24 protein-coding genes and 1 pseudogene are annotated in these 25,247 nt (G+C 59.8%); 7 read left to right on the forward strand and 18 right to left on the reverse strand.

Translation table 11 applies throughout. The features are described from left to right. Positions 1 to 38: 38 nt before the first annotated feature. Positions 39 to 323, reverse strand: a complete 285-nt coding sequence (locus AC56QX_RS14670) for a hypothetical protein (RefSeq protein ID WP_497116888.1) — start codon at positions 321 to 323, stop codon at positions 39 to 41. Positions 324 to 398: 75 nt separating this feature from the next. After that, positions 399 to 557 carry a hypothetical protein gene (locus AC56QX_RS14675; protein WP_497116890.1) on the reverse strand — a complete coding sequence of 53 codons (159 nt, stop codon included), beginning with the start codon at positions 555 to 557 and terminating at the stop codon, positions 399 to 401. Positions 558 to 1,189: 632 nt separating this feature from the next. Here AC56QX_RS14675 and AC56QX_RS14680 point away from each other — a divergent pair. After that, the gene (locus tag AC56QX_RS14680; protein WP_497116892.1) at positions 1,190 to 1,546 is read left to right on the forward strand and encodes an ArsR/SmtB family transcription factor; all 357 of its coding nucleotides are present in this window, start codon (positions 1,190 to 1,192) and stop codon (positions 1,544 to 1,546) included. Between the two features lie 87 nt (positions 1,547 to 1,633). Here AC56QX_RS14680 and AC56QX_RS14685 read toward each other — a convergent pair whose 3' ends face one another. The 4 genes from AC56QX_RS14685 to AC56QX_RS14700 form a co-directional block, all read right to left on the reverse strand. Further along, positions 1,634 to 1,879 carry a hypothetical protein gene (locus tag AC56QX_RS14685; RefSeq protein ID WP_497116894.1) on the reverse strand — a complete coding sequence of 82 codons (246 nt, stop codon included), beginning with the start codon at positions 1,877 to 1,879 and terminating at the stop codon, positions 1,634 to 1,636. A gap of 541 nt (positions 1,880 to 2,420) precedes the next feature. Beyond that, complete coding sequence (locus AC56QX_RS14690) at positions 2,421 to 2,678, reverse strand: helix-hairpin-helix domain-containing protein (RefSeq protein WP_497116896.1); 258 nt, start codon at positions 2,676 to 2,678, stop codon at positions 2,421 to 2,423. 234 nt (positions 2,679 to 2,912) lie between these two features. Further along, the gene (locus AC56QX_RS14695) at positions 2,913 to 3,374 is read right to left on the reverse strand and encodes a hypothetical protein (RefSeq protein WP_497116898.1); all 462 of its coding nucleotides are present in this window, start codon (positions 3,372 to 3,374) and stop codon (positions 2,913 to 2,915) included. Between the two features lie 69 nt (positions 3,375 to 3,443). Next, the gene (locus AC56QX_RS14700; RefSeq protein ID WP_497116900.1) at positions 3,444 to 3,608 is read right to left on the reverse strand and encodes a hypothetical protein; all 165 of its coding nucleotides are present in this window, start codon (positions 3,606 to 3,608) and stop codon (positions 3,444 to 3,446) included. 100 nt (positions 3,609 to 3,708) lie between these two features. Here AC56QX_RS14700 and AC56QX_RS14705 point away from each other — a divergent pair, with 100 nt between their 5' ends. Continuing rightward, on the forward strand, positions 3,709 to 4,245 hold the full coding sequence (locus tag AC56QX_RS14705) for a hypothetical protein (RefSeq protein ID WP_497116902.1): 537 nt from the start codon (positions 3,709 to 3,711) through the stop codon (positions 4,243 to 4,245). 522 nt (positions 4,246 to 4,767) lie between these two features. Beyond that, complete coding sequence (locus tag AC56QX_RS14710) at positions 4,768 to 5,244, forward strand: Rossmann-fold NAD(P)-binding domain-containing protein (RefSeq protein ID WP_497116904.1); 477 nt, start codon at positions 4,768 to 4,770, stop codon at positions 5,242 to 5,244. A gap of 79 nt (positions 5,245 to 5,323) precedes the next feature. On the opposite strand, the gene AC56QX_RS14715 is transcribed toward AC56QX_RS14710, so the two are convergent. The 3 genes from AC56QX_RS14715 to AC56QX_RS14725 all read right to left on the reverse strand — a co-directional run bounded on the left by AC56QX_RS14715 (position 5,324) and on the right by AC56QX_RS14725 (position 11,037). Beyond that, positions 5,324 to 6,382 (reverse strand): alpha-hydroxy acid oxidase, encoded by a 1,059-nt coding sequence (locus AC56QX_RS14715; RefSeq protein ID WP_497116905.1) that lies wholly within the window; start codon positions 6,380 to 6,382, stop codon positions 5,324 to 5,326. A 534-nt stretch (positions 6,383 to 6,916) separates the two neighbouring features. Further along, complete coding sequence (locus tag AC56QX_RS14720) at positions 6,917 to 9,106, reverse strand: hypothetical protein (protein WP_497116907.1); 2,190 nt, start codon at positions 9,104 to 9,106, stop codon at positions 6,917 to 6,919. A 26-nt stretch (positions 9,107 to 9,132) separates the two neighbouring features. Then, complete coding sequence (locus AC56QX_RS14725) at positions 9,133 to 11,037, reverse strand: NACHT domain-containing protein (RefSeq protein ID WP_497116908.1); 1,905 nt, start codon at positions 11,035 to 11,037, stop codon at positions 9,133 to 9,135. A gap of 279 nt (positions 11,038 to 11,316) precedes the next feature. Between AC56QX_RS14725 and AC56QX_RS14730 the strand changes: the two genes are divergently transcribed. Then, positions 11,317 to 11,721, forward strand: coding sequence for an MAPEG family protein (locus AC56QX_RS14730; protein WP_497116909.1), 405 nt, complete (start codon positions 11,317 to 11,319; stop codon positions 11,719 to 11,721). Between the two features lie 303 nt (positions 11,722 to 12,024). Next, on the forward strand, positions 12,025 to 12,642 hold the full coding sequence (locus tag AC56QX_RS14735; protein ID WP_497117757.1) for a DUF2062 domain-containing protein: 618 nt from the start codon (positions 12,025 to 12,027) through the stop codon (positions 12,640 to 12,642). Positions 12,643 to 13,394: 752 nt separating this feature from the next. Here AC56QX_RS14735 and AC56QX_RS14740 read toward each other — a convergent pair. The 7 genes from AC56QX_RS14740 to AC56QX_RS14770 form a co-directional block, all read right to left on the reverse strand. Further along, a complete protein-coding gene (locus tag AC56QX_RS14740) occupies positions 13,395 to 14,606 on the reverse strand; it encodes a patatin-like phospholipase family protein (protein WP_497116910.1) in 1,212 nt (403 codons plus the stop codon). Positions 14,607 to 14,708: 102 nt separating this feature from the next. Then, positions 14,709 to 15,149, reverse strand: a complete 441-nt coding sequence (locus AC56QX_RS14745) for a hypothetical protein (protein WP_497116912.1) — start codon at positions 15,147 to 15,149, stop codon at positions 14,709 to 14,711. A 297-nt stretch (positions 15,150 to 15,446) separates the two neighbouring features. After that, a complete protein-coding gene (locus tag AC56QX_RS14750) occupies positions 15,447 to 18,545 on the reverse strand; it encodes an efflux RND transporter permease subunit (RefSeq protein ID WP_497116914.1) in 3,099 nt (1,032 codons plus the stop codon). Continuing rightward, positions 18,545 to 19,510 (reverse strand): efflux RND transporter periplasmic adaptor subunit, encoded by a 966-nt coding sequence (locus tag AC56QX_RS14755; protein WP_497116916.1) that lies wholly within the window; start codon positions 19,508 to 19,510, stop codon positions 18,545 to 18,547. The genes AC56QX_RS14750 and AC56QX_RS14755 overlap by 1 nt, the downstream gene beginning before the upstream one ends. A gap of 335 nt (positions 19,511 to 19,845) precedes the next feature. Next, a complete protein-coding gene (locus tag AC56QX_RS14760) occupies positions 19,846 to 20,676 on the reverse strand; it encodes a 3-hydroxybutyrate dehydrogenase (protein WP_497116918.1) in 831 nt (276 codons plus the stop codon). Further along, entirely contained in the window at positions 20,660 to 21,445 is a 786-nt protein-coding gene (locus tag AC56QX_RS14765) for an acetoacetate decarboxylase (protein WP_497116919.1), read from the reverse strand. Before AC56QX_RS14765 ends, AC56QX_RS14760 begins: the two co-directional genes overlap by 17 nt. 105 nt (positions 21,446 to 21,550) lie before the next feature. Beyond that, positions 21,551 to 22,723, reverse strand: a complete 1,173-nt coding sequence (locus tag AC56QX_RS14770; protein ID WP_497116921.1) for a patatin-like phospholipase family protein — start codon at positions 22,721 to 22,723, stop codon at positions 21,551 to 21,553. 162 nt (positions 22,724 to 22,885) lie between these two features. On the opposite strand from AC56QX_RS14770, the gene AC56QX_RS14775 reads away from it, so the two are divergent. Continuing rightward, positions 22,886 to 23,503, forward strand: coding sequence for a TetR/AcrR family transcriptional regulator (locus AC56QX_RS14775; RefSeq protein ID WP_497116922.1), 618 nt, complete (start codon positions 22,886 to 22,888; stop codon positions 23,501 to 23,503). Between the two features lie 120 nt (positions 23,504 to 23,623). On the opposite strand, the gene AC56QX_RS14780 is transcribed toward AC56QX_RS14775, so the two are convergent. Further along, a complete protein-coding gene (locus AC56QX_RS14780; RefSeq protein WP_497116924.1) occupies positions 23,624 to 23,806 on the reverse strand; it encodes a hypothetical protein in 183 nt (60 codons plus the stop codon). 48 nt (positions 23,807 to 23,854) lie between these two features. Beyond that, positions 23,855 to 23,944 (reverse strand): annotated as a pseudogene (locus tag AC56QX_RS14785) (patatin-like phospholipase family protein); the annotation flags it as partial. 239 nt (positions 23,945 to 24,183) lie between these two features. Between AC56QX_RS14785 and AC56QX_RS14790 the strand changes: the two are divergent. After that, positions 24,184 to 25,227 (forward strand): IS110 family RNA-guided transposase, encoded by a 1,044-nt coding sequence (locus AC56QX_RS14790; protein WP_183465509.1) that lies wholly within the window; start codon positions 24,184 to 24,186, stop codon positions 25,225 to 25,227. Positions 25,228 to 25,247: the final 20 nt, after the last annotated feature.

Consider the following 25,247-nt stretch of genomic DNA (forward strand, 5'->3'; position numbering starts at 1 on the left):
CGTGCTGTTCTCCAATTCCGCTTCGGTCGAAGATCTGCTTACCAGGTCAAAGTCCGGTTTAGGTTTGCCTGAACCCATTGCATGTCAACGCCTTGAAGAAACTGGTGCCAGGGAAGCGGCGCGATGAATTTCATTTTCCCTGAGCTAGCAATCCATACTGGCACCACTGTCCCCTTCAGCCCTGCACTCCCGGCCGCTAATTGTATTTCGGCGATGGCTTCTTGCTGTTGGGCTGATGTTTTGTGACCGAACGAGTCATCCAGCGGCACGACGATCATATCCTGCCCCTGTTCATGAATGTGCGCGATCTTTAAAGTCGTCATTTGCTCGTCCCCCGCACTCGATGGCCGAAGAACAGATCACCTTCCCCTGTTTGCCACAAGGGGTCGGCAACCCTGCTAACCCGCGATCGCCATCCCGATGCCTAAGCCAAGGCCGATCGCAAGGCCCATGAGCAGCTTGCCGGCAAGGTCCAGGGCAATGGCGCCGATAGGGCTCCAGGCGTCTACACGGGGCGCTCTGAGGGCTTTGGCGAGGTCATCGAAGATGGTGTCCATGGCTCGATTCTAGATCGAACCGGATTCGATGTGAATCCCCTGTTCCATCAAAGTCTAACGACTAGGAAAGCGCACTGGAAAGCACAGTGGGTAACATTTAATTCAACCATTTCTGATATTTGAATGGGTGTGGTAGCGGCTCCGACACTGGGCGGGGGTGCTTGGATGCCGGAGCCGCCCGCGCAGCCCGGGTTTGGGGTTTGACCGCGCTGTTCCAAATTAGGACAGCGCGGTCAACGAACCGTTAAAATTCTCCGGACCTAATTTAGCGTGTGCTAATTGATCGCGACTTGCGAGACGTTAGTGCATGCTTTGCGACTTTGTGCCCAGCGACATTGGGGACTCAGCTTCCACAACCTACATCGTCAGCGTCTTTGAGAAGCCGCACTGGCGCACCGGGCTACCCGGATCGTCGTCAAGGCCGACTATCCGACGTAACGTATCCGAATGAGCCTACAGGCTGTACTTTAGTGCTGCTGGGTGATTCCCTGACAAGGCCTCGGTTATCCCTCGACCGAGCGAACTGCCTTCAGCGCAGTGGCGGGCTTTTCCAAGTGGCGCGCTCTGTCCGCGCTGGCAACGAGAGGTCGACGGTAGTGTCGTACGTTAGAAAGCGGTTCTCAGTAGTTAAGGTGGATCCGGCATTGCGGCCCCGGCCGGCGAACCGCCTCAGCGTCCGCGACCAAGCGGCTGAAGTGGCACGGTGGCTCACGGTTCTCGGTAATCGCTACCGTTTCTTGGCAGTCGTCCATTTGATAGACGGTGAAAAAACGGTTGGGGAGTTGGCATCGCTGATCGGCCTCTCCCTTTCGGCCTCGTCACAGCACCTCGTGCTTCTAATCGAGGAAGGCATGGTGGAATCGCGCGCAGACGGAGTTCGGCGCTACTATTCCTGCAAATCAGAAGCGGCGAAAGCTGTCGTGGTGTTGTTCGATGGCCTGGCCAAAGACCGGAAGCTTCCCAGAGGCTTCAACAGGCGCCGGCGTTGACACGGCTGATGCCCGGGAATGCTGGCCGCTGAAGTAATACTTTCCACCTCGCACCCGGTCTCCAGCAAGCGCGCGCTGGCAAACGTTTTACCAGTTCCGTTCGTCCCGTGCTTGACTGTCGATCGCTCGCTGCATGGCTTCGTCACGCCCGCATGAATACTTCTGAGAATAATGGGCAATCAGGGACTCTCGTCGATCTTCCGACATGATCCCGAAGACGCTTCGAAAACGCTTTTTTGTTGAGGGAGCCCTATTTGCGCGACCTGAATTGAAGACCGCCAGGATAAAGCTTGCTACCGATGCCGCTGCTAGTGCCGCAATAATAATGGTCATGGCAATGCTCAGATTCCTGCAAACGCACCCCTCAATGCGATCATTAGTTGACGCTAACATACAGGAACCAACTAAGGTGTTAACGCGCAAGAGACGTGCCGTGAATGCGACGGCTGGGTAGCGCATGCCGTGCGTCTTTGTGCCCAGCGACCTTGGGCACTCAGTCTCATTTGAGGGACTGCCAATATCTTATAGAATGGGTTCAGAGCGGGGTTTTGTTAGTCCCCGTGTGTGGCCGGTGCAGTTGGGTGGGGTAGGCTACTCCGGCCTATTCGGTAGTGGCTGGGTAGCGGTCTTGATTTGTTCCGGCCACCTGCAACTAGCCGCAATCGCGCAGTAGCGCACTCCGGCAGAAGCCGTGTTAGTTTTCACTGTCCGTTCTCGTCCCCGGCAAACGGCTAGGCAAACTCGGGGTCAGCGTCGTCGAGAAGCCCCACTGGCGCACGGTGACCACCACCAAGGACAAGCAGGCGGCTCTCGATATGGCCAAGAAGATCGGCGACAAGGTTCGGGTCCAGACGATCAGGCCGAAGTTGAAGCGCTAGCGCCGTATATAGATATTCCTGTAGCCGACGATCTCAGCCATGCCGGCTTTGCCTATGCCAGGAATGTTTTTCAATGATTGTTCATCCATGAAGAGCAGGCGCTCAGGAGCATCGATACCGCAATCTAGCAATGCCTTAACTGTTACCTTCGACAAGGGCCGGCCCAGGAAGGGAAAGCTTTCAAGCGTCGTTGCCGCCTGCCGCTTAGCTATTTTTGCTGCCGCCGCGATGTAATCTGGTCCCTTGCTCGTCATTTGGGTTCCTTCCTCAATCTCACCCCCGCGCCGCCGCCGTTCTCGGGGATGAACTCGACGCCGGCCGAGTCAAGGTTGGGATTTCTAAGGCGTCGAATGCTGGTAAGAGATCTCTTCCAAATAAAATCCTGCCGCAGCCCCTACAGCCATTAGCGCCGCCATCGCCACCGCGTAGATCAGTGTTTTACCCAGCGTCCCCCAAAACACTCGTGCGCGCTCCCCTGGCAGGGTGTGCTAGTTCCAAGGTTCGTTCGCAAGCGCCATCGTGCGCATCGCTTCAATGATGCGCTCTATCTTGCTCTCTGCTTCATTGAACAGGTTTAGGGACAACATAGCGCCCCCGCGCACGTTCTGCTTTGCCGACCCGACAGCTCGGAACCGGTAGTTGCCCAAATCCTCAATGTAGACGGTTCCTGATACTCCGCTCGATGATCCCCATTTCACGCCGGTGGTAAAGGCGACGAGGCCAGTCTGTTCGTCCGCATTGTCGAGCCTCCATCCAATCTGGATGACCGCTTTCGCCGCTAGCTTTACCAGAAGCGCCTTGGTGCCAATAAAGGTCGAGTCCGGCTGGAGCTTAACGGCAGTCGGCACTGGCGCCTTTGTCGCCGCTTCGATCGGAGCGCCGCAGCCTATACAGTTCGCCGCTTTGTCTGAGACCTCGCGGCCACATTCCCCACATGTTACGAGTGCCATTTGAAACCCCTCCCAAGGCTATTGCTCAACATCGCGCCGGCCATCAGCAAACGCGAGGCGCGCAGGGCACTACTCAGCGGCACCCTTCGGCAGAAAACCTTTGGTCTCAAGGTCATCCACGATCAGCTTCTCGACGTAGGCTGCGACCGTGCGCCTATCTGCCTTGGCAGCAGTCTCAAGAGCCTCTTTCACGATGGGCTCGATCCTAAGCCCTAGTGCCGCTGTCCGTGCCATGCTTGTCCCCGTCGTATGCGATTGTTAGCAGATGCTAGTTGACGATTTACTTAGCCGTGTCACATCTGCTAACGTTGTAACACAATGCTAGCGGTTTGCAATGATGCCGAACACCCATGTTCCGGCAGCCGGCGAAGCTATGCCCGCTGCCGAGGAAATGAAAATCATCGGGAGATCTCGTGGCAGAAATGCGGGCGCAGGCGACCCTTGGGCGGGCCGCATGATGATGGGCACCGAACTGAGCGATGACGGCAAGATCCTCACCGTTCAAATTCCAATGGCCATTCGCAAGCGTGGCGGCCGCAAGCTCGTGATGTCGCCGAACACTATCGAGGGATGGGCGCCGACACGTCCGCGCATCGACAGCACGCTGCTGCGCGCCGTGATCCAGGCCTTTGCGTGGAAGCACCAACTGGAGACCGGTCAGTTCGCCACGATCTCCGAACTGGCCCAGGATAGGAAGCTCGACCGGTCATTCATATCCCATATCCTTCGACTCACGTTGCTGGCCCCGGATCTGGTCGAGGCAATTCTCGACGGGCGCCAGCCTCCGACGATGCAATTGCAGCAGCTGGTGCGAGGCTTTCCGGTTGAGTGGGAACGGCAGCGGCGCGAGGCCTGTTTGGTCGCAATCTGATTTGGACCAAACGGTGATTGTCCGCGTTGCGAATGGCAGCAACGCGCCTTATATCAGCCGTTGAGCAGACATACATGCGTCCCGGAAAGGGGACGCGCTGCTCTGGCTTCTTGCGCGATGGGGTTGGGCGACCAGATACGCCCAGCGAGCGAGCGATGACCGGCTCGGCGAGACAGGCTATCATTGTGCCGATGGAAGATGCACAGAACTCCTCTGACCCGTTCGTGCTCGACGGACCGCGTACTACGCGCCTCGACCAACGCCGCGAACAGGCGGCGGAGATATTCCCGCTATAGCCCGGAAACGCTAATGCAGGACCTACGCTGTGCTATTTTTTTGGACGGTCGTGTGCGAGGCTTAGGCCGTGGGTCGGATATCAAGCCGCTGCCAGGCACGGCAGGGTAATGTGCACGCATCTGTACAACAACCTGCCAGCCCAGACGGCGCTTCGAAGCGGATTGAAATCGGCAAAAACTGTTCCATCGGGAGAATTCGAAGGTATTTGAGGAGATCGCCACCATCATGAGCGCTCAAGGCTTGCCCAGCGTTCTCGCATTTGAACGCTACGACCCAACGGACGCCTCGCTGGACTGGCTGCGCGAGCGTGGGGTCAACGTCATTTTCGGCAATGCGCTCTGGGAAATGCCGTTCAAGCGCTTCACCGAGGATGAGCTGATTGCCAAGGCACATGGCTGTGTCGCCTTGATGGGGGCAAGCGGCACCCGCATCACCAGGCGAGTGATGCAGGCGCTTCCGGATCTGCGCTACATCTCAAAATATGGCATTGGCGTCGACAGCATCGACATCGACGCCGCGACCGAGCACGGCATTCTGGTTTCGAGTACGCCGAACGATTTTCAGATCTTCACGGTCAGTGAGCACGCGGTCGCCCTGATGCTGGCGGTTGCCAAACAACTTGGCACGTGGACGCCCGAATTCATGCGGTGTGGCGGGTGGCGCGGCCTCACTCCGCGACGTGTGATTTCAGAGGTTGCGTGAATGGCCAACCCCTTCTGCCTCAATTGTTGGACCTCAAGGCCATCATGGTGAATCCTGAACTTTGCCGAGGTTCCAGGCTTCACCAGATTACCGACCGGTCGATTTCGCCGATGCGCGCCCGGCCGGTTAGCGCCATTGCCATCTCGAAGTCACGGCGAAGCAGGTTGACGCAGTGGGCTACGCCCTCGGCACCAGCCGTTGCTAGGGCGTAAACATAAGGGCGGCCAATCATGACAGCGCTTGCCCCTAGCGCAATCGCCTTCAAAACGTCGGTGCCACGCCTAACGCCGCCATCGAGGATGATGGGGATCCGGCCGGCCACACGTTCCGCGATGGCGGGCAGGGCGTCGATGGCTGCCGGCAGTGTGTCGAGGTTACGCGAACCGTGGTTCGAGACGACTATAGCATCTGCACCAGTTCCGATGGCTTGCTCGGCATCGTCAGGATCGAGGATACCCTTCAGGATAAGCGGCAGGGTTGTCAGCGAACGCAGCCAGGCAATATCCGCCCAGGTCGGCATAGCCCGCTTTTGCGCAGTGCCAACTTTGAGCACGCCGGTGTTCCGGTCCTTGAAGTACGGCGTTGCGAGGCTGTCGGGAATTTTGAAGCCTGCCCGGAATTGCCTACGGCGATCGCCTGGCGTTGGTAGGTCGACCGTTACGCTGATGGCCTTTGCGCCCAGTGCCGCCATGCGCGATACGAGTTCGCCATTGAAACCGCGGTCGCTTTGCCAATAAAGCAGGAACCAGACAGGAGACTGGCTCTCCGCCACGCAATCCTCGATCGCCGCCGTCGCCGTAGTACCCAGAATGAACACCGCTTCCGCCACTCCGGCGCCGCGCGCCGTGGCCACCTCGCCTTCCGGATGCGCCAGTCGCTGATATGCTATTGGGGCCAGGATGATCGGATGCGTCAGCCTTTGCCCAAAGAGTGTGATCGCGGTATCAAGTCTTGTGACATCGCGCAGCACACGCTGCCTCAACCTGATGCGGTCGAATGCCGCTTCATTGTCACGCTTGGTGATTTCGTCGCCAGCACCCCCGGCAATGAACTCGTAAACCGCATGCGGCAACACCTTTAGCGCAGCCGGTTCAAAATCCGCCAAGCCGAGAAACCGGGTTTCGATGTCAAGTGGCATGGACCAGTCCGTCCGATCGGTATCTCAAAAAGTCGGCTATTCCACAGGCAACATTCGTGCAAATCTCCGCTGGCCGCAAGGCGGTGGTCCGGCGCGAAGGCCAGCGAGTTCCGGTCAGCGGAGATTCCGGGACATGATGCATATTTATTGGCCCCTGTCTCTCCTCTCGATCAGACATCGGCATCGCCAAAGGTACCCACCAAAGCGACGTAAAGTCCGGACTCTTTGGTAAATCTCGCGGCCAACCAACACTTAGCGGCGCTTCCAGCTCATTTCCGCTGGTCGGGTGCTGCTTTAGAGACAGTTCGGATTACGAAGCAGATATAGCCTCTAGCAGGGGACGCGGGAACGTCTGCTTCAGCCAAATGTCTCCCGAAAGCGGACAGTCCTCTCCCGGCCCCAAAGACGGCCTATCAGCAATGCGCCTGATGTGGGCCGTCAACTTTGTAGTAGCCGTCTGCTGAATGCGGACATTCAGCTGGCCGGCAGAACTCGGCGTCGCTCGTTCAAATGTAAAGAAACGGGTCTCTGCGGCTACCGACCGTCCTGCTTTTTCGAGCGCTTCTGACCGCGCCGGGTCATAATCGTGAGCATCGTTGTTGGACGGGAAACATCCAGCACGACGATCGCCAACCTGTCCTGCAAGCGTTCCGGAATGTCGCTTCGAAGCATTGTCTCGAGTGCCTCGGCTGAGGACGGGAGTGTGTCTCCGTCACTCCGGCGGGGAAGCGGAAATTCGATGCCGAACCAAAAGACGAGGTAGATCCCAAACCCATCGGCGCCCGCATCGGCCGCATAGCCGGCCAGTTGTTCCATGGGTGCTGACCACAGCTCTCTATTGTAATGACGCTTCGCCTCAATCGGCAGATTCTTGCCAGCGTGGCTGAGGAGCAGGACGTCGGCCCTGGTATTTTCGCCACGCCGCGCTTCAGGAAGGCTGGCGACAATACCGTACCTCTCAAGGCGAATCCGCAGCAGTTCAAGGAGCCGATCGCGGTCCTCGTTCTCGATCTGCGGCGTGGTTGCAGCCCCGTCCTTGTCAGTGTTCCAGAACCGCTTCCACGGTGTTTCGCTGCCGGTCCGCAGCGTCGCCCTGTATCGATCGACCTCCTCGAGAACCGCCGCCGCGAGATCGGCCGGGCTAGCTGGAGCGCCGCCCGCAAGCGCTGTGACAAGGTCTCCCACTGGCGGCGCGACGTAAAGGTCATCCCGCATCATTCTGGCATGTTCGGCGGCCGAGTGAGCGAGCTGCGGCCTCCAACTTGGATGAACGTCTGAAGCAAGCGATTTGAGTACGTCGCCAGCATCGGAGTTCTTTGATGCGCTCAGCCGGCGGATCGCAGCCCTGACGATGCCACTGACCGTGTTCGAGTGACGCCAATCATCGTCTTCGGATTCATGCGCTCTGCCAAGAACCGCAATCCGGAAGCGATCCAGTACATCGGGTTGCGGACACCGTTCGTAGAATGCCTCAGCAAGAGCCCCGTTCGGCCTCAACAAAACGCCCTGGAGCTCTTCCTCGGACAGTTCAGCGGGAACAGTTGTCGGATCGAGAGCCAGCCCGACAAAACCCCAAATCTGCCACTGTTCATGGCCGAGATCTGATCGTTGCACGGCTGATGACGCGAAGCGCGCCAGTTCTTCGGAACCGAGTATCGATGCGCCGGCGACCAGCACCTGCCCTAACGCGGGCATCGGCAAATTTGGCCGGTTCTTCAACAGCTCCTGAAGGCAGGCAGCGACCAGCCCAGGCTCTTTGGCGCTCACAAGGTGGTGAAGGCTATCCAGATCGTCATCGCCAGCGTCGAGGGCGGCGTTCCAGTACCGCAACATATGGGTGACACCGTGTTCTGGATCTTGCGCAAGACGTTGAACGGCCCACGTGACAAGCGACGGCCCATCCTCGCCGCCGAAATAGCTCTGGCGCAGTCCGACGAGCGCGCAGACCAGAGGGGTCTCAGCAAGCTCAGCTTGCCGACCATGCAACAGGCCTTGATGCAGACCAGCGGCGACGACCCATTCTTGCGGATAGGCCCGGTTCGTTGCCTCGGCCCGGCCGAGGCTCTCGGCATCGACCTTGATGTCGGTGTGGATCGCGAACTGGACGAACCCTTCTGCAATGGCAGCTGCAATCTCGTCATTGGTGTATGTGGTGACCTTGGCGAGAGGGTTGTCCTTCTTGGATATCCGTGCATTGCGGTAGTAATTGGCAGCCCTCGTCAAAGCGTTGAACTCGCTCTCGACACCGCTAGCAATCGCGGCGAGCTTCGGGGTCAAGGCAGCGATATTGCTCTTCTGGGACGCGTCAGTCTCGGCTTCTAGTTTGGCCTGCCGTTGCGCCTCCTTCTTTTTCCACTCGGCGTTCGGGTCCGAAAGAAGCGCGTCTATGAACCCCGCGTAGCCACCTTCCTCTTTGAGAATGGCGACGACCTTCTCGCGCCATGTCGGCCAATGCGCCTCTCCGCGCGCAGCATATGCGGCGATCTCAAACAGCCGCCTGCGCACTGACCCTGTCGCCTCGGTCCGCGCCAGTGCGAAGAGCCCCTCGACCAGTGACTCCGAAGGAAGCCGGCGCATGGTCGAGATGTAGTGGTTCACAACCACCCAAGGTCCATCGTTGGGCTCGCCGGTTCGCGACACGGCGAGAAAGAAGTCGAGTTCCCGCTGGCGAGGGTCACAATCCACCCAGTTCTGCATCGCCTCGACCACAGTGCTGTCCAGCATGTCCCAGACGTGCTCCCGGGCATTGTTTATCCAGGTCCACAGGCGGTCGGCCCCGAGATCGGGACATCGTTCAATCGAGGAGGCCAGTGCCTGATCGATGAAGGAGCGGATTTGCGATTTCTGCCGCAGCGCGCGCTCGTCGTCCCCTGCGAAATCGGGACATCGAAAAGATCTTCGGGAGTCGAGCGACGCAAGGCAAGAGCGAGCGCGGTCAACGCTCCGCGATCTTCAACTTCATCATCTTCCGATGACGCGGGAAGTGCGTCGAAGTCGGCCAGAAGCTTGCGTATTTCGGATGAATTTATTGTGTCCGCCGGCATTCCTGCCAAAAGCCGGGCCCTTAGCATCACCTGGCCGGCGTTGGCGGGCTGACGCTCCAGTTCAACTAGCAGGGCTCGACGTGCGGCGGTTCGATCCTCGCTGGCTCGGACAATTACTTCCGAGGAACGTTCCCGCATCCACAACGGCCGACCGGCATCGAGTACAATCGCATGAAGTTTGCTTTGAATACCCTGTACCGGAGGCCCCTCTGCGAGAGCCTGCAGGACCGTGACCTGGAGGTGAGTGCGGACGTCTTTGTCAAGGATCGTCGCGAAATCCCCTGCCAAGTCTTCGCCGGCAAGACCACCGAGCACGGTCGCTTCTCTCTGCGAGGAAAGGACATAGGGATCGTCACGATCAAAATTGAGGAGAATCGCTTTTCGTCCCGATGTGTCGAAAGCGGCGGCGTCGCCATAGGCCAACACGGTGGCGCCATCGCGATCGATGAGACGGAGTGCGCCCTGCGCGTCTCCCCGCCTGGAAAGATGGGCTGCGAACCACGCATATAATCCACGAAGTTCGCTTGGTGCCTTGCGATCTCGGCCGGTGATGAGCGCGATTGCGCGCCGCAATGGGAATGTCGGGTTGCTTCCCGCGCCTGTCACGACTCTGGCCAGGAAACGTGCGGCGAGGAATTCCGCCACGGTGCGATGGAAGGCCTCGAAGATGTGACCTTCTCCGCGAAACAATGCCGTGTCTAGCGTTGCATCCGCCAGTTTAGGCTCCAGATTGAGAGCATTCGTGGTCAAATACTCATTGGCGCCGCGCGAATGGGGCGGTGGCGCATTTGAGCGCCAGAGCGCCTTGGCGCCCGAAGCAAGGGCGTAGAAGCACAGTCTTGAAGCGGCTTCGATGATTGCTTCAACGCTCGGCCTGGGATCTGTCGCCCGTTCGGAATCGTGCTCGTGGGCCAGCGCCCAGATGGCCTTTTCGAACAGCTCAAAACGACTGCTTGGCCATATACCCTCGGCAGCGACCACCGAATGAAGCAAGCGGAGACTCAAAGGGCTCTCGAGAAAAGCTTCGGCGCCGCGATTGCGTGCCTCAACCACAAACGATCTCGGATCAGTGGCCTCAAGCGCCGTCAGCACGGCCCGGGCCTCGCCTTCGTCCAAGGGCAGAAGACGCGCCACGGTGATCGCGCCATTGCTAGCCGCCCGTCGCATGGCTCCGAGATCGGCGGCCTCGCGCCAGTCCTCTGCCCGGCAGGTGAGGCGCCAACGAAGGTTCTTGTTTGCGGATAGGGTATTGGCGAGTTGCAAGAGCTTGTCCTTGCCGTTCTCGCCCGTGCGATACTCGTCCAATGCATCAAGATAGAGCGTCTCGCCAACGGGTAGCGGGGCGCCGTTCATGGCATCTCGACAGGTAAAGACCTCGGCACCCTCGGCCGCAGATTCGTAACGCAGCGCCGTGGACTTGCCGAGGCCAGGTTCGCCGAGCAGAACGACAAACGGGTGATCGCGCAGCGAGCTCAGGGCGCACTCGCTTGCTTCCGACTCGCTATGAACAACGACCCTACGGTCCAGTGATGCAATTCTCATCAGCACAAAATACTGGCGCCCGTGCCGGTGACAAAGAATAAAAGCGGTTCCTCGGCTGGCGGGCAGCAATCCCTGTGGATAGTCCCGTGCGGCTCACCGTTGTTTCTTCGACAGATTAGACGGTCGACGCCACCAAATCGATGACGTGGAGCGACCAACGACGGGTTCAGCCCGGAGCAAAGAACGGCGACTATCGCCTCACCATGTCACAAACCGGTCTGTCTGGTATCGGCCCCAAATCTGCCGGTCAGCAAGGCGCCACTGGTGTGCCATTGGCCTCCACCAACGCATAGCGGTAGACTAGTTGATTGGTTCGACGACCGAGACTGTTAGCAACGGGGACGGCATATGTCGGCGACTGCGTTTGCATTGACTGGATTCATCTCGTGGGCACTGGGACTGCTGATCGTGATGGAAGGGATCCGTGCGTATCTGGTGATCTCTGGAAAGGCCGCAGCAAACGGCTTTACGCCAGATAACGCGGGTCTTTCCCCCTTTATGCAGAGGTTAGCCCGCGCCCACGCCAACTGCATAGAAGGGCTTCCAATTTTCGGAGGTCTGCTCGGAGTCGCGATCATTATTTCAAAGACAGATGTCACGGATCCGCTGGCCTCTACACTGTTAGGCGCGCGAATAGTTCAGTCGATAATTCACCTCGTCTCCACGACCCAGATCGCAGTCAGTCTCAGGTTCACTGCGTTCGCAGTGCAAATGGCAATTGGTGCGTATTGGTCCTGGGCGCTGTTGAGGTGAAAAGTGCTGCCACTTCAGAAGCCCGGCGGCCCATGGCGCATTGCGCAGGAGCCGAAAAACGGGGTGCCCGACGTAGGGGCGGGTTGGCGGAATGCCGATTACCAGACGCTCTACCCATTCAACTCGGTACAAAACTATGCCGCGTTCTCAGACTGGGTTTTTTCCGGCTGTTGCCCGACTATCCGCACTTGCGCTTCGGACACCCGGTTGATCCAGCAAATTCGGAACAAAGCAGCACAGGCTGCGTTTTTTCAGAGACGAGGTCCATCCGTTCAACCGACCGCGTTTGAAGTGGGCAAGAGAGTGCTCTTTAGACGCCGAAATCCTGATGGTCTCTTCGAGCGATTGCGCATTTATATGTGGCCGCGCCGCTCCTTCTCGCGATCGTTTCAGTATGTTTCAAAGCGTATCCTCCGTCTGAACGCCACTCCAAACGCCGTCGCGGCGGGAGTGGCGGCTGGGGTTTTCGCGTCTTTCTTTCCACTAGGGTCCCATTTCGCCATTGCCGCCATCGTGTGCTGGCTGATTTCAGGAAACGTGGTGGCGGCAGGTCTAGGAACATTTGTCTTTGGCAATCCGCTGACCCTACCGTTTGTTGTGGGAGCGACTTGGGAGGCCGGCAAGATCATGTTGCACGGCCACATGCAAAGTCACGAACGGCCAGCCCATCTGAGTGAGATGTTGCAGACCCTTTCAATTTCGCAATTGTGGGCACCGGTCTTAAAGCCCATGCTGTGCGGTGCGGTGCCATTCGGGCTGATTTTTGGCCTGTTGTTCTATGGCATCACCCGCTATGGCATGACAGCCTTCCGCGAACAGAGGCGCAAGCGACTGGCCGAAAAGGGGAGCGTGCTCCAGCAGCAGGAGGACATCGTGTTATCACCCCCTCTGCCCACTCGACATCGCCGTTCTGGAGGGTGAATTGCGGGTAGGGCAGCTGTAGAAATGGGTCCCCTGGTCGGCGATATGGCCGCTATAAGCGCTTCCCTACAATTGGCGGCCCGGATATCTGGAGCCTCCGTCATGGGTTCCTCGCCACACTTTTATTGATGAACGCCCCACCCTGTCCGTTTGGCGCGATGTCAGGCCGATAGACGCTCATGAAACTCTGTAAAGACAGCGCTGTGTGAGAACCGCTCCTCAGGGCCCCAGGGGCATCTGTATGCATGCAACTCGCATCAACGTCCGCTCAGAGGTCGTCTGCCGAATGGCAGCTATCCGCCGAGCTCGCCCCGATAGCGGACCGGCCGGTTCCGGCCCCAAACCAGCTGCGCTCGTCGCGGGTTCATCGACCCTTTTGTGGGATGAAAGAGACACCACGTGCATGGAAAACTAGTCCTCCTCCTGGTCCTTAGGTTCGCCAGACCATACGAGAGAATACGAAGGAAAGGGGTTGGCGAACCATCCGCTAACGTATTGATTTTGTGTAGAAAACGCTGACCCTCCGGGCCCACCAACTTATTATATAAATACCTTACGCCTAATTCCTTGAGTTTGAATTGAGCGCTATCGGGTAAACCTATGGCTTCTGGGCAAAATGGTTTTGGGCCTGTTCGTCAATTTTCTCCGTCTCGTTGATGGCACCCATCACACGCAAGAATTCCGGCTTCGAAAGACCTTCCCACGATGCATGGGGTAATCGGCGGCAATGGCGTGCACATAGGCGGGTCTGCTCATTTCGAAAATCCGGGTGGCACCGCTTTCCACGGTACGCCGTAGCGGCCCATTTCGTAGCCTTTTTCATACAGCGCCCGCATGAACTTGCTGTCGAACGGGCTCTTTGCTTCGACCGTGAAGTCGGTCGGGATATCTATATAGCTGTAGTTGATGCCGTCGCGCTTGGCGACAGCGTAAAGCCGATAGAGATCGCCAATCCCTTGCGTCTTGATGAGGGAAGAGACCGCCTTTTCCGCAATGTCAGGCAGCGTGGCCTTGACGATGCTCGGTTCCGGCGTCGTCCGGCCGTTGCGGATGATGTATAGCCGCGCCTTGACCCGGGCGTGGAACGTCTGGTCGAGTTCGCGCAGACTCAGCCCAGCGGGCATGAGAAAGACCTCGTTGCTGGTGCCGCCGTCGACATGCATTTCGTGATAGGTCTTGCCCGCCGCGGTCACTTCCAGTTCGACCGGCGGAAAAATGCCGGGTATGGATGTGGAAGCCAAGATGACTTGCTTGAAGAGCTTCAACCGGTCCGGCCGCTTGCTCGCAGCAATGGCACCCATATCCCAGATTACCGCTCGGTCCGCATCGAGGTTGGTTGTTCCGATGAAGAGTCGCCGTCCCTTCCCTGACTCCCGGGCGATCTGATCGAGCATGTCCTGGGTTATGTATTCGTCGAGCATCTTGGCTAGCGGCGCATTGCTGGTGAAGGAGGCGCTCGAGAGGACACCGAGGATGCTATGCTTGGTATAGATGTTGGCATCCTTGATTGTGGAGAAGCTTTGCTTGAGTTGATCGTCGTAGGCTGGCCCAAGGAACGCGAATGGCGCGATCAAAGATCCGGTACTGATGCCGGTGACAATGTCGAACTTGGGCCTGGTCCCGGCCTTGGTCCATCCGGTGAGAATTCCCGCTCCGAAGGCGCCGCTGCTGCCACCGCCGGAAAGCGTCAGCACGTTGAGCTCCTGCGGTTTTATGGATGGGTCGGTCTTTGCCGCCTCTAACCGCTCGTTACGAAATAGGACGAGCCGATCGGCCGGGACACTCGCATAGGAATCGCCCCAGGCACGTATGTCGCCGGGGAAGCCATTCACTTCGGCTGTGGCCATGTGTTTTGTGGGGACGCCATCGCGTGGATAGGCTGCAATGCAGCCTGCAAGCAGGGTTGCGCACAGGCCAAGGAGGGTGAACCTAAGCAGAGCTTCCGGTGTCCTGAGGCCGCGCATTACCTCGCTCGCTCGCCTCAAAATGCACGGGATGGCTGCCAATCCAACGTAGCGCCCGCGCGGACCCTCACAGGTAAGTGGCATGGAAAGTTCCTCTGGATGTCATCGTAGCTGAGCCAGCTCTACCCGGCAGGACTCCGCGAATGTGTGCAGGATGTCATGGGCGGCGACATGCGTGTTCCGCGCCTCCGGAGCAGTCGAAGGCGACTCGTACGTCTCTATGATGCGTTCGAGTACCGCTTCGGCGGCACCGATCGTGTTAGGCGTGGCAAAGAGGCGTAGCTTGTTGACGGTGGCATACATGGGAACAAGCTTGGCTGGGTCATCCAGGCGCTCCTGGACGATGCCATCTGCATAGGTTTTGGATGCCTGGTCGATCAACTCGCCGAACAGCCGCTCGCGATGCGAGCCTTTCTGTTCGAGCCGCTGCATATGATCCTTTTGATGCTGGGTGAGCCAGGTCGTGGCCACGGATGCCAGGGCACCGATGGCCGAGCCGGCCAATGCCGATAGGGCTGAGATGGTCGCAGGGTCCAAAGTCATGGAGTTGCTCTTGAAGTTTCCGGTCGACGCCGGTTTGGTGGAGTGGATCCTCGCCAAGCCGAAACTCTCACCGATTTTGAAATGTCCAGGCGTGCCACTGCCGATGGCACGCTTCCTGCCCGAACCACCGTCTTGGTATCGTACGAGCGTGCCAAAAGATGCGCCTGCTGCAGCGCCGCGAGCAGCATCTTGTGGACATAGTCGTGAGGGATGTCCCCTGGTCCGGCGAACATCGCGGCACAAGATCGAAGAAAGCGGTCAACGAAAGATAATGTCTCCGGCATGGCTATCGCCTTCTCAGTGCTGGAGCGCGAGAATGGGGATTGCCGGAACGGCAGGCTCTGCTGTCGTTTCGTCTTTCTCCCGTATGCCGTTAACAGCAACATAAAGAGCCGGGAGGAAGACCAGCGTCAGCACGGTCGCGACGGCGAGCCCTCCGACGATGGCATAGGCCATCGGTCCCCAGAACACGTCATGCATGATCGGGATCATGCCGAGGATCGCGGCGGCCGCCGTCAGCATGATCGGCCGCAACCTGTGGGTGGTCGCGTCGATCACCGCCCTCCAGGGCTCGATACCCTGCGCCCGCTCGTGCTCGATCTGGTGGACCAGGATCACCGAGTTGCGGATGATCATACCGGCCAGCGCAATAATGCCGAGCGTCGCGATGAAGCCCATCGGCGTATTTGTGGTGAGCAGCGCGGCGGCGACGCCGATGAGGCCGAGCGGCGCCACGCTGATCACCATCGCCAGCTGGCGGAAACTTCCGAGCTGCACCATAAGCACGGTGAGCATCAGGGTGATCATCAGCGGAAACTGAGCCAGCAGAGCGGCGTTGCTCTGCGCGCTCTTTTCGACCGTGCCGCCGGTCTCAAGCAAAGTGCCGGCCGGCATCGACTTGCGCAGCCCTTCGATTGCGCCAGCGATCCGCCCGTGGACGGATGCTGGTTGCAGCCCCGGCAGCGGCTCCGCCTGCACGGTGATGGTGGGCATGCGGCCACGGCGCCAGACATAGCCGTCATCGAGATCATACTGGAACTGCGCCAGCTCGCGCAGCGGAACTGAGGCACCAGTGGGCGTCGTGATCTGCAGATTGCGCAAGGCTTCGACGCTCGACCGCTCATCGCTCTCGGCCCGCGCCACGACGTCGACGAGGTAGATCGAGTCGCGGATCTGTGTAACGGTCGAACCGCTGATCACACGGTTGAGCGCCTGGGCGAGCTGCTCGGAGCTCAGGCCTGCCTGGCGAACCCTTTCCTGGTCGACGACAACGCGCAGCGCCTTGTTCTTCTCAGCCCAGTCGTAGTTGACATTGCGCACGAGGCCCGATGCTCGCAGAGTTTGCGCGACCTGCTCGGCATACTGCCTCGCCTCCTCAGTGGTCGGGGCGCTCACACGATATTGCACGGGCCAACCCACGGGCGGTCCGAGCTCAAGGCGCGAGATACGAACAGTCACGTCCGGAAAGCTGCCGGCGAACAGGGCCGCCAGCCTGGCCTGTACCCGGTCACGCGCCTCGAGGTCCTTGGTGACAACCACGGCCTCGGCCATGAAGTCGTTGTCGAGCTGTACGTCGAGAGGCAGGTAGAAGCGGATGGCGCCGCCTCCGACATAGGAGGAGAAGCGGGCGATGTCGGGGTCGCCGGCAAGCGCCTTCTCCAGTCGCTCCGTCTGCGTTTCGGTCGCAGCGATCGAGGCATTCTTCGGCAGGGTCATCGTCACGAGGAGCTCGGGCCGGTTGGACGTCGGGAAGAACTGCTGCTGCACGAAGCCCATGCCATAAAGGGAGGCGCCGAAGAGGATGAGCGCTGCGGCGATGGTGGGCCAGCGGTGCCGCATGGCGAAGCCAAGCAGCCGTTCGAAAGCGCGCATCAAGCGGCCCGGCTCGGCGGTCCCGTGCACCTTCTTCGTGTGCGACGGCAGAAGAGAGAGACCGATCACCGGCGCGAAGACGACGGCCACGAACCAAGAGGCAACGAGCGCCACCGCGATCACGACGAACAGCGAGAAGCAATATTGTCCTGTGTTGCTGTCGGCGAAGCCGATCGGCAGGAAGCCGAGGATCGTGATCAGCGTTCCCGTCAGCATCGGGAAGGCGGTGGAGGTGTAAGCGAAGGTTGCCGCCTTGATCTTCTCCATACCTTCTTCGATCTTTGAGATCATCATCTCGATGGTGATCATGGCATCATCGACGAGAAGGCCGAGCGCGATTATCAAGGCGCCGAGGGAGATGCGCTGCAGGCTGATGCCAAGCGCATTCATGGCCACAAAAACGATGGCAAGCACCAAGGGAATGGAGAGGGCGACCACAAGCCCGGCCCTGAAGCCGAGACTGAGGAAGCTGACCACCAGCACGATGACGATCGCCTCTAAAAGTGCTTCGGTGAATCCGCCGATCGCCTCGTGCACGACCTCCGGCTGGTCCGACACGAGGTTGAGCTCAATGCCGACGGGAAAGCGCTGTTTCAGGCGTTCGGCCGCCTCGTGCAGGCCTTTGCCGAAGTTGAGATTGTTGCCGCCCTCCCGCATGCTGACGCCGATGCCGATCGCCGGCTTGCCGTTGACGCGGAACATCTTGCCGGGCGGGTCGCTGTAGCCGCGCTGAATCTGAGCGATGTCGGTCAGTTTGTAGAAGCGCCCGTCGATCCAGAGGTTGAGGTTGGCAATGTCGTCCGGCGACGGCAGGGAGCCTGTGACGTCGACGAGCATGTTCTCCTGAGGCGTGTTGATGATGCCCGAAGGCGCCACGGCATTCTGCCGGGCGATCGCCGCCAGTACGTCGTCCAGGGTGAGCTTGAGGTTCGCGAGCTTTTGTGGCGAGAAGTTCAGATAGATCTTCTCATCCTGGTCGCCATAGATGTCGACCTTGCCGACGTCGGGCGCACGCAGGAATTCGCCCCGCGCGGTCTCAGCGAAGTCGCGTGCTTCGCGTGCGGTGAAGCCGTCATAGGTGATGCCGTAGATGGTGCCGAAGACGTCGCCAAATTCGTCGTTGAAGAAGGGCCCGACCACGCCTTGCGGCAGCGTCGTCCTTATGTCGCTGACCTTCTTGCGGACCTGGTACCAGATGTCGCCAAGGTCGCGTTTGGGCGTCGATTCCTTGAGGTTGACGAAAATTGTCGCCTGACCAGGCTTTGTGTAACTCTTGATGTAATCGAGGTTCGGGGTCTCCTCGAGCTTCTTTTCGATCCTGTCCGTCACTTGCTTGAGCGTGTCAGCCGTGGTGGCCCCCGGCCAGTTTGCCTGGACCACCATTGTCTGTACGGTAAAATCCGGATCTTCCTGGCGGCCGAGCCGCTCGTAGGCGCTCACTCCGCCGATGACGCAGATGAGCATCAGGAAGACGACGAGGGCGCGGTTGTGGACGGCCCATTCGGAGAGATTGAAGCGTGTCATCACTTGACCTCCGTCTCTGGCTTCACAAGGTCACCGTCGGCGAGCGAATTGACGCCGGCGGTCACCACCTTCTCCCCAGCGGACAGTCCATGGCTCACCACGATCGAGTCCGCATCGAATTCGACAAGCTTGACCTCGCGGCGCCGCACCTTTTCGTCCTGGCCAACCACCCAAACCTGCGGCTGGCCTCCGGACTGCAGCAGTGCGCTCGGCGGCAATGTCGCAACCTCCTGATCTCCTTCGCTTTCGACGCGACCGACAACGACTGCCCCGAGGCGCATCTCGGCCGGCGGCGAAGCCAGCGCCACCTTCACCTGATAGGTGCCTGTCGCGCTGTCGGCCTCTGGCGAAATCTCGCGTATGGTGCCGGTGACGGCGATGTCGAGACGGCCCTGCAGCGATACGTTCACCGCCATGCCGAGCTTTGCCCGGGCGACATCATTGGTGCCCACCGCGAACACCGCCTCGCGTGCGTCATTGCCGGAAATCTCGACGACCATCTGGCCCGCAGCCATGATCTGACCCGGGTCGGCTCCGGTCGCCGTCACCACGCCGTCGGTGGGTGCAAGGAGCTGGGTATAGCTTAGCTGGTTCCGCGCGATACGCAGATTGGCTTCGGTCGCCTGGACCGCCGCTCTTGCGCTCTGCAGCGACTTAAGCGCGTCATCGTACTGGGAGCGTGTGGCGAAGCCCTTGCCGAGCAGGATTCTGAAGCGTTCCTCCTGTGCGGATGCTTGGGCGAGCCCAGCCTTTGCTGAGTCGACGTCGGCCTCGGCAGCAGTCACCTTGTTGTGGTAGTCGACGGCGCTGATCTCCGCGAGCTTCTGGCCTTTCTTGACGATTGCGCCCATGTCGACATCGCGCGAGAGCACTCGACCGCCGACCTCGAAGCCGACGGTGCTCACATAGCGCGACCGGATACGGCCAGCACCCTGCGCCACCAGGCTAAGCTTGTGAGGCGTCACCACGACGACCCGTGCGGGCCGTGGCGCCGATGGTGCGGCAGTCTCTTCTTCAGAACAGCCAGAAAGACAAAGGCATGCGATGCATGCAGAAAGCAACAGACCTGAGGGCAGGCGCACGAAAGCCTCCGTTGGAGCGGTGGTTGAAGGGGATAGTCGGGTTGGGAGCGCGGCGAATTCGCCATTGCTCAATTTCGATTTCAACCTATAAGTCAAATCGACGATATGGTCAATATGAGATTTGCACAATTGTGCGATGCAAGAGGAAGGGGGTTGCAACGATTGATCTGCAGGCAGGGGCAGGAGAGGCGGGCAAAGGCAGCGCCTCTCGGAAGCGCCTACTGCATGAACCACCCGTGGCTCACCACGAGCGACTGGCCGGTCAGTGCATTCGACGGGAATGCCGCCAGGAAAACCGCTGCTTCCGCAACGTCCTGAACGGTCGTGAACTCACCGTCGACCGTCTCTTTCAGCATCACCGTCTTGACCACATCCGCTGCGGAGATTCCGAGCGCGCGCGCCTGCTCCGGGATCTGTTTTTCCACCAGCGGCGTGCGAACGAATCCAGGGCAAATCACGTTGGCGCGGACGCCATGGGCGGCACCCTCCTTTGCAACGACCTTGGCCAGGCCGATCAGGCCGTGCTTGGCGGTGACATAGGGAGCCTTGAACGGAGACGCCTCCTTGGAGTGGACAGATCCCATATAGATGATGCTGCCGCTGTTCTGACGATACATCTGCCGCAAGGCGGCACGGGTGGTCAGGAAGGCTCCATCCAGGTGGATGGAAAGCAACTTCCTCCATTTCTCGAAATCGAAGTCGACGAGCGGCGCCACGATCTGGACGCCGGCGTTGCTGACCAGGACGTCGAGGCGCCCGAAGGTTTCGACAGCCCGCGCCATTCCGCTTTCGACTTGCGCCTCGTTGCTAACGTCCATGCCAATCCCGAGCGCGCGCTGAGCGGCCGGATCGATCTCAAGGGCGGTCTGCTGGGCCGCCTTCAGGTCAAGATCCGCGATGACCACCTTTGCTCCCTCGCGGGCGAAGGTTAGGGCAATCTCCTTGCCGATGCCACTCGCAGCTCCGGTGATGACCACGACATTGTCCAGCAGCCGGCCGCCGGCGTTCCCTGCCGGCGTGTTCAATTGGGCTTCATTCTGCGAATTCATGGATTCTTCCTTTCAGGTCGCGAGGCTCGGATTTCGCGAGGTAGTCATGAACGACCTTGCCGAGTGCGAGCGTGAGATCGGCGACGATGTGCATCGCCGAAACCACCTCGAGTACCGGCAGCTCGGCGACCGGGGCCAGCGCATGCGACCAGAGGTTCAAGGATGCCGGGCCGGTCCAGGCGCCTCTCAGATCGACGTCCTCCAGGTGATACTCCACGAGCTCGCAGATGCGCGGCGTGCCGTCGACATGGGGAATGATCTTGAGGAGGAAGTTCGGCTCCGCGAGGGAGGTCTTCACTGCCGAGAGGTCGGCTGCTCCGTGTTTGTAGCCCATGGTGGCCGTGGCGACACGGACCGGGCCGTAATCAAGCGTACCCACCAAGGTGTCAGTCTCAGTGCGCAGTGTCGGACTCGCAAGCTTCTTGGGAAATCCCCACAGCTCGCGCCCACCGGCAATTGGTGGGTGATCGTTAAGAAACATGCAGTGGGTGTAGCTGCCTTTGCGGCCCCGGAACGTGATTGGGATGACCTGGCCGCTTTCCGTGTAGTCGCCGAAGCCCGTCGAGTCCGGCATGCGAATGAACTCGAATTTCACGAGCGGTTCGGATAGTTCGAGCGGCTCCGGCACGAGAGCGCGAAGCTTCTTTGGATCAGTCCGATACGTGATGATCAGATATTCGCGATTGCGGAAGCGATACGGACCGACCGGATAGGCCGGACTTGTCAGGGGCATGGCGAAGGCAGTTGCCCGGACGGTGTCTTGATGCATGGCTGAAAGTTCCTTCAATTGTTGAAGTGGATGGCTTGCGTCGAGAAGGAGGCGAACAGGGCTCGTGATTGGACCGAGCACGTCCCGCATCTTCCTTGCAGACGCCTATTCCTGCCCGTCTTCGGCAAGATCGTAGGTGCTCACCCCTTCGAGATTGTCGGGCCGTTGCAATGCCTCGGGATGGCGCAACGTGCGCATGGCGTCGAAATATCCGGCGCGCCAATGCTCCTCCATTGACAGCCGCGAAAACTCATAGTCCTTCGAGTGTCCCTCATGCTGTTTTGAGCGATAAATCAGGTGAACGAGCTTGTAGACCTTATGGTCCGCGATCGAGCTCAGCGCGGTTGCTTCCTCGCTGTCGAGCAATTCGGGCGGCAGTTTTGCAAGCAGGCTCGCGAGGGTGTGTCGGGCACGCTGATATTGCTTGAACTGGTCGGTATGCGCCCGCGTGCGGCTCGAATACTGTATTTCTTTCTGCCGCGTCGCGACCTCGGACAGATTGCGAGGAAATTCGCCGCGCGCACTCCAGAGGTCGACCTGAAAGGCGAGGGTGTCTTGCCTCGCCCCATGTTCGACCACCCATTGCAGCGGCGTGTTCGAGATGAGGCCGCCGTCCCAGTAGAATTCGCCGTCGATTTCGACGGCCGGGAAGCCCGGCGGAAGCGACCCGCTGGCCATCACGTGCTCGGGGCGGATCGTATGCTGATCATTGTCGAAATAGACAAAATTGCCGGAGCGCACGTTTACGGCGCCCACGCTGAAGCGCATGCGGCCGGCGTTGATCCGGTCGAAATCGACAAGCCGCTCCAGTGTGCTCTTCAGATGTCTGGTTTCGTAGAAGCTTGTTCCTTCGAGGGAGCCGTCCGCTTGCAGCCAGGGAAAGGGCTGCCGAAGGCTGAAAAAGCCGGGGGAACCGGCGATGAGCGCGCAGGCCGAACTGAACTGGTTGAACAGCGAGCGGGGCAGGTTCCCTATCGGAGCGAGTGTGGGCGCGGCGGCAGCCCAGTCGAGAAGTGGGTTCGCGGTGATCTCGCGCCAGAAGGCCCGCAGCTTCGGAACCCGTTCGGCCGGTTCATTCCCGGCTATGATGGCCGAGTTGATGGCACCGATTGAGACCCCGGCGACCCAGTCTGGATGGATATCGGCCTCGGCGAGAGCCTCGTAGACTCCGGCTTGATAGGCTCCGAGCGCACCGCCGCCCTGCAACACCAGGGCAACGCATTCGAACGGGAGAGGCCGTTTTGTTGTTCTGAAGTCTTTCCGGGACAGAACGTTCATGTGGATGCTGTTCCTTCTCATCTGAAAGCGATAGGGCTGCGGGAGCTCGAGTGGGGCCGGTCGAATTCGCCGGCTCAATTTCAATTTGCATTTTTAGGTCAAATCGACTATATGGTCAATATGAGATTTTCGTAATGGTGCAATGCAAAAAGGGCATGACGGATGGCAAAGGTTGATTTGGCGCGCAGGGCGGAGATCGGACGCGAGAAGCGGGAAAGGACACGCACGCTGATCGTGGACGCAGGGGCCATGCTGTTGTCGGAGCGGCTTCGCGAGGCCCTCACGGTGGATGCCGTGGTAGAGGCAGCAGGTGTCGCGAAGGGCACCTTCTACTACCACTTCCAGAGCATCGATGAATTGGCCTCAGCCGTCGGCGAGAAGCTCGGGGAGAGCTTTGACGCCATGCTGACGCCTGTGCGCCTGGAACTACAGGATCCGATCGAACGCCTTTCCTTCGCCTTCACGCGATTCTTGGAAAAAGCGATCTCGGACTCCAACTGGGCTCGGCTGGTCGTTCAGAGTTCTCACTCGCCGACGGAATTTGCGCGAGGGATCCGGAACAACCTCAAGGCAGATATTGCCGAAGCGATTGTTCAGGGCCGCCTGAGCGTTCGGGACGCAGAGTTGGCAGTCGACATCGTGATCGGTATATGGCTGCAGGTGACGCGCGGCATCCTCGAACGAGGTGCCCGGCCCGAATTGACACGCCAGACTGTCGAGGCGTTGCTTCGCGCGCTTGGTTCATCGCAGTCGGAGCAACGTAAGGCCGCGAAGAAATGATAGCTGTGGGCGAATGTCCGGCTCGATGCGGTCAAGGCGCTGATCGCCTCCCACCTCGAGAATTTTCCGAGACCTTGGTTTGAAGGCAACCTATGTTCGCAAAGGAGGCATCGGGGCTAGCTAAAGTCGACTGTGCGGGCGGGCGACGTCTGGCGCTCCAGCCTCGCACACATGCGTTTTGCAGGACAGAATGGAGGCCTGAATGTCTGCGGCGAGAGCCACCGCTCGATCGGCACTTCGGTTCGCAAGGATCAACTCGCCCAATCCAGCATCAGCCAAAGAGAAGGCGATGGCGCGTGCCACGCCGCCGGCGCCGATGACGAGCGATCGACGCCCTCAACCACCACGCCGTTGCAGCGGCGTGTTCGAGACAAGGCCGCCGTCCCAGTAGAATTCGCCGTCGATCTCGACGGCGGGGAAGCCAGGCGGAAGCGATCCGCTGCGGTCGCCATCATCGCCAGCAAGTCGCAGGGTGTCGACGAACAGCGACATTGGCGAAAGTGTAAAATTTCGGGCGAACAGGAATCCGAACCGCAATGCCAGCCTCCTATCCCCCGGGCAGGATGTGGCTCGCTTCAACGCGCCAGGAGACCCAGATTGATGAGGTGGAACGGCCCGCTCCGACAGCATCAAGTGCTAACGTGGCCGTTGTTTCAACGCCACCAAGGAGGGACCGTTCCGTGACGCAGATTAACACCATCGGGCTAGATTTGGCCAAGCAGGTTTTCCAAGTTCACGGCGCAGACGCCGAAGGCGCGCCGCTGTTCAACAGGCGGTTGCGCCGGGCCGAAGTGCTGCGCTTCTTCGAGAAGCAGCCAACCTGTCTCGTCGGCCTCGAGGCCTGCGGCGGGGCACATTACTGGGCGCGTGAGATCGCAGCACTCGGCCATGACGTCCGGTTGATCCCGCCGGCCTACGTCAAGCCCTTTGTCAAGCGCGGCAAGACCGATGCTGCCGACGCCGAGGCGATCAGCGAGGCGGTAACCCGCAAGACCATGCGCTTTGTGCCGATCAAGTCGGCCGAGCAACAGGCGGCGGCGATGGTGCTGAGGACGCGAGCTCTGCTGCTGCGCCAAAGAACACAAGTGATCAACGCCTTGCGCGCTCATATGTCCGAATTGGGCATCATCGCGGCTGCCGGCCCGGCGAAGGTGGCGGCATTAGCCGCGATCGTGCGTGACCCGACAGATGCTCGCCTGCCTGCGGCGGCGCGCTTCGCCCTGACGGCCCTTGTCGACCAGTTAGACACTCTGAGCGAACAGGTCGAACGACTTGAGCGCGAGATCGTCACCGAGGCAAAGCATGACGAAGACATGCGCCGTCTGACCACGATCCCGGGCGTCGGCGCGATCACAGCGGCGACCGTCAAGGCGCTGGTTCCCGATCCGGACGGGTTTAGGTCGGGCCGTCACCTTGCCGCTTGGCTTGGGCTTACGCCGAGGTCGCATTCGAGCGGCGGCAAGGAGCTGTTGGGCGGCATCTCGAAGATGGGCAACACGGAGCTTCGATCTCTCCTTGTAAATGGCGCTACCTCTGTCCTGCGCCATGCCAGAAACAACGACAGGGCACTGCCCTGGTTGACCGCGTTGCTAGCGCGTCGGCCCTTCAAGGTCGTCGCCATCGCGCTTGCCAACAAGATCGCGAGGATCATCTGGGCCCTGCTAACGAAGGGCGGGACCTATCGGAAACCTGGTGTGATGGCGGTTCGTGCGGCAAACGCCTGAGGGCAGAGTACCGACACGAG

Source organism: Mesorhizobium sp. RCAM 06353 (assembly GCF_059683585.1).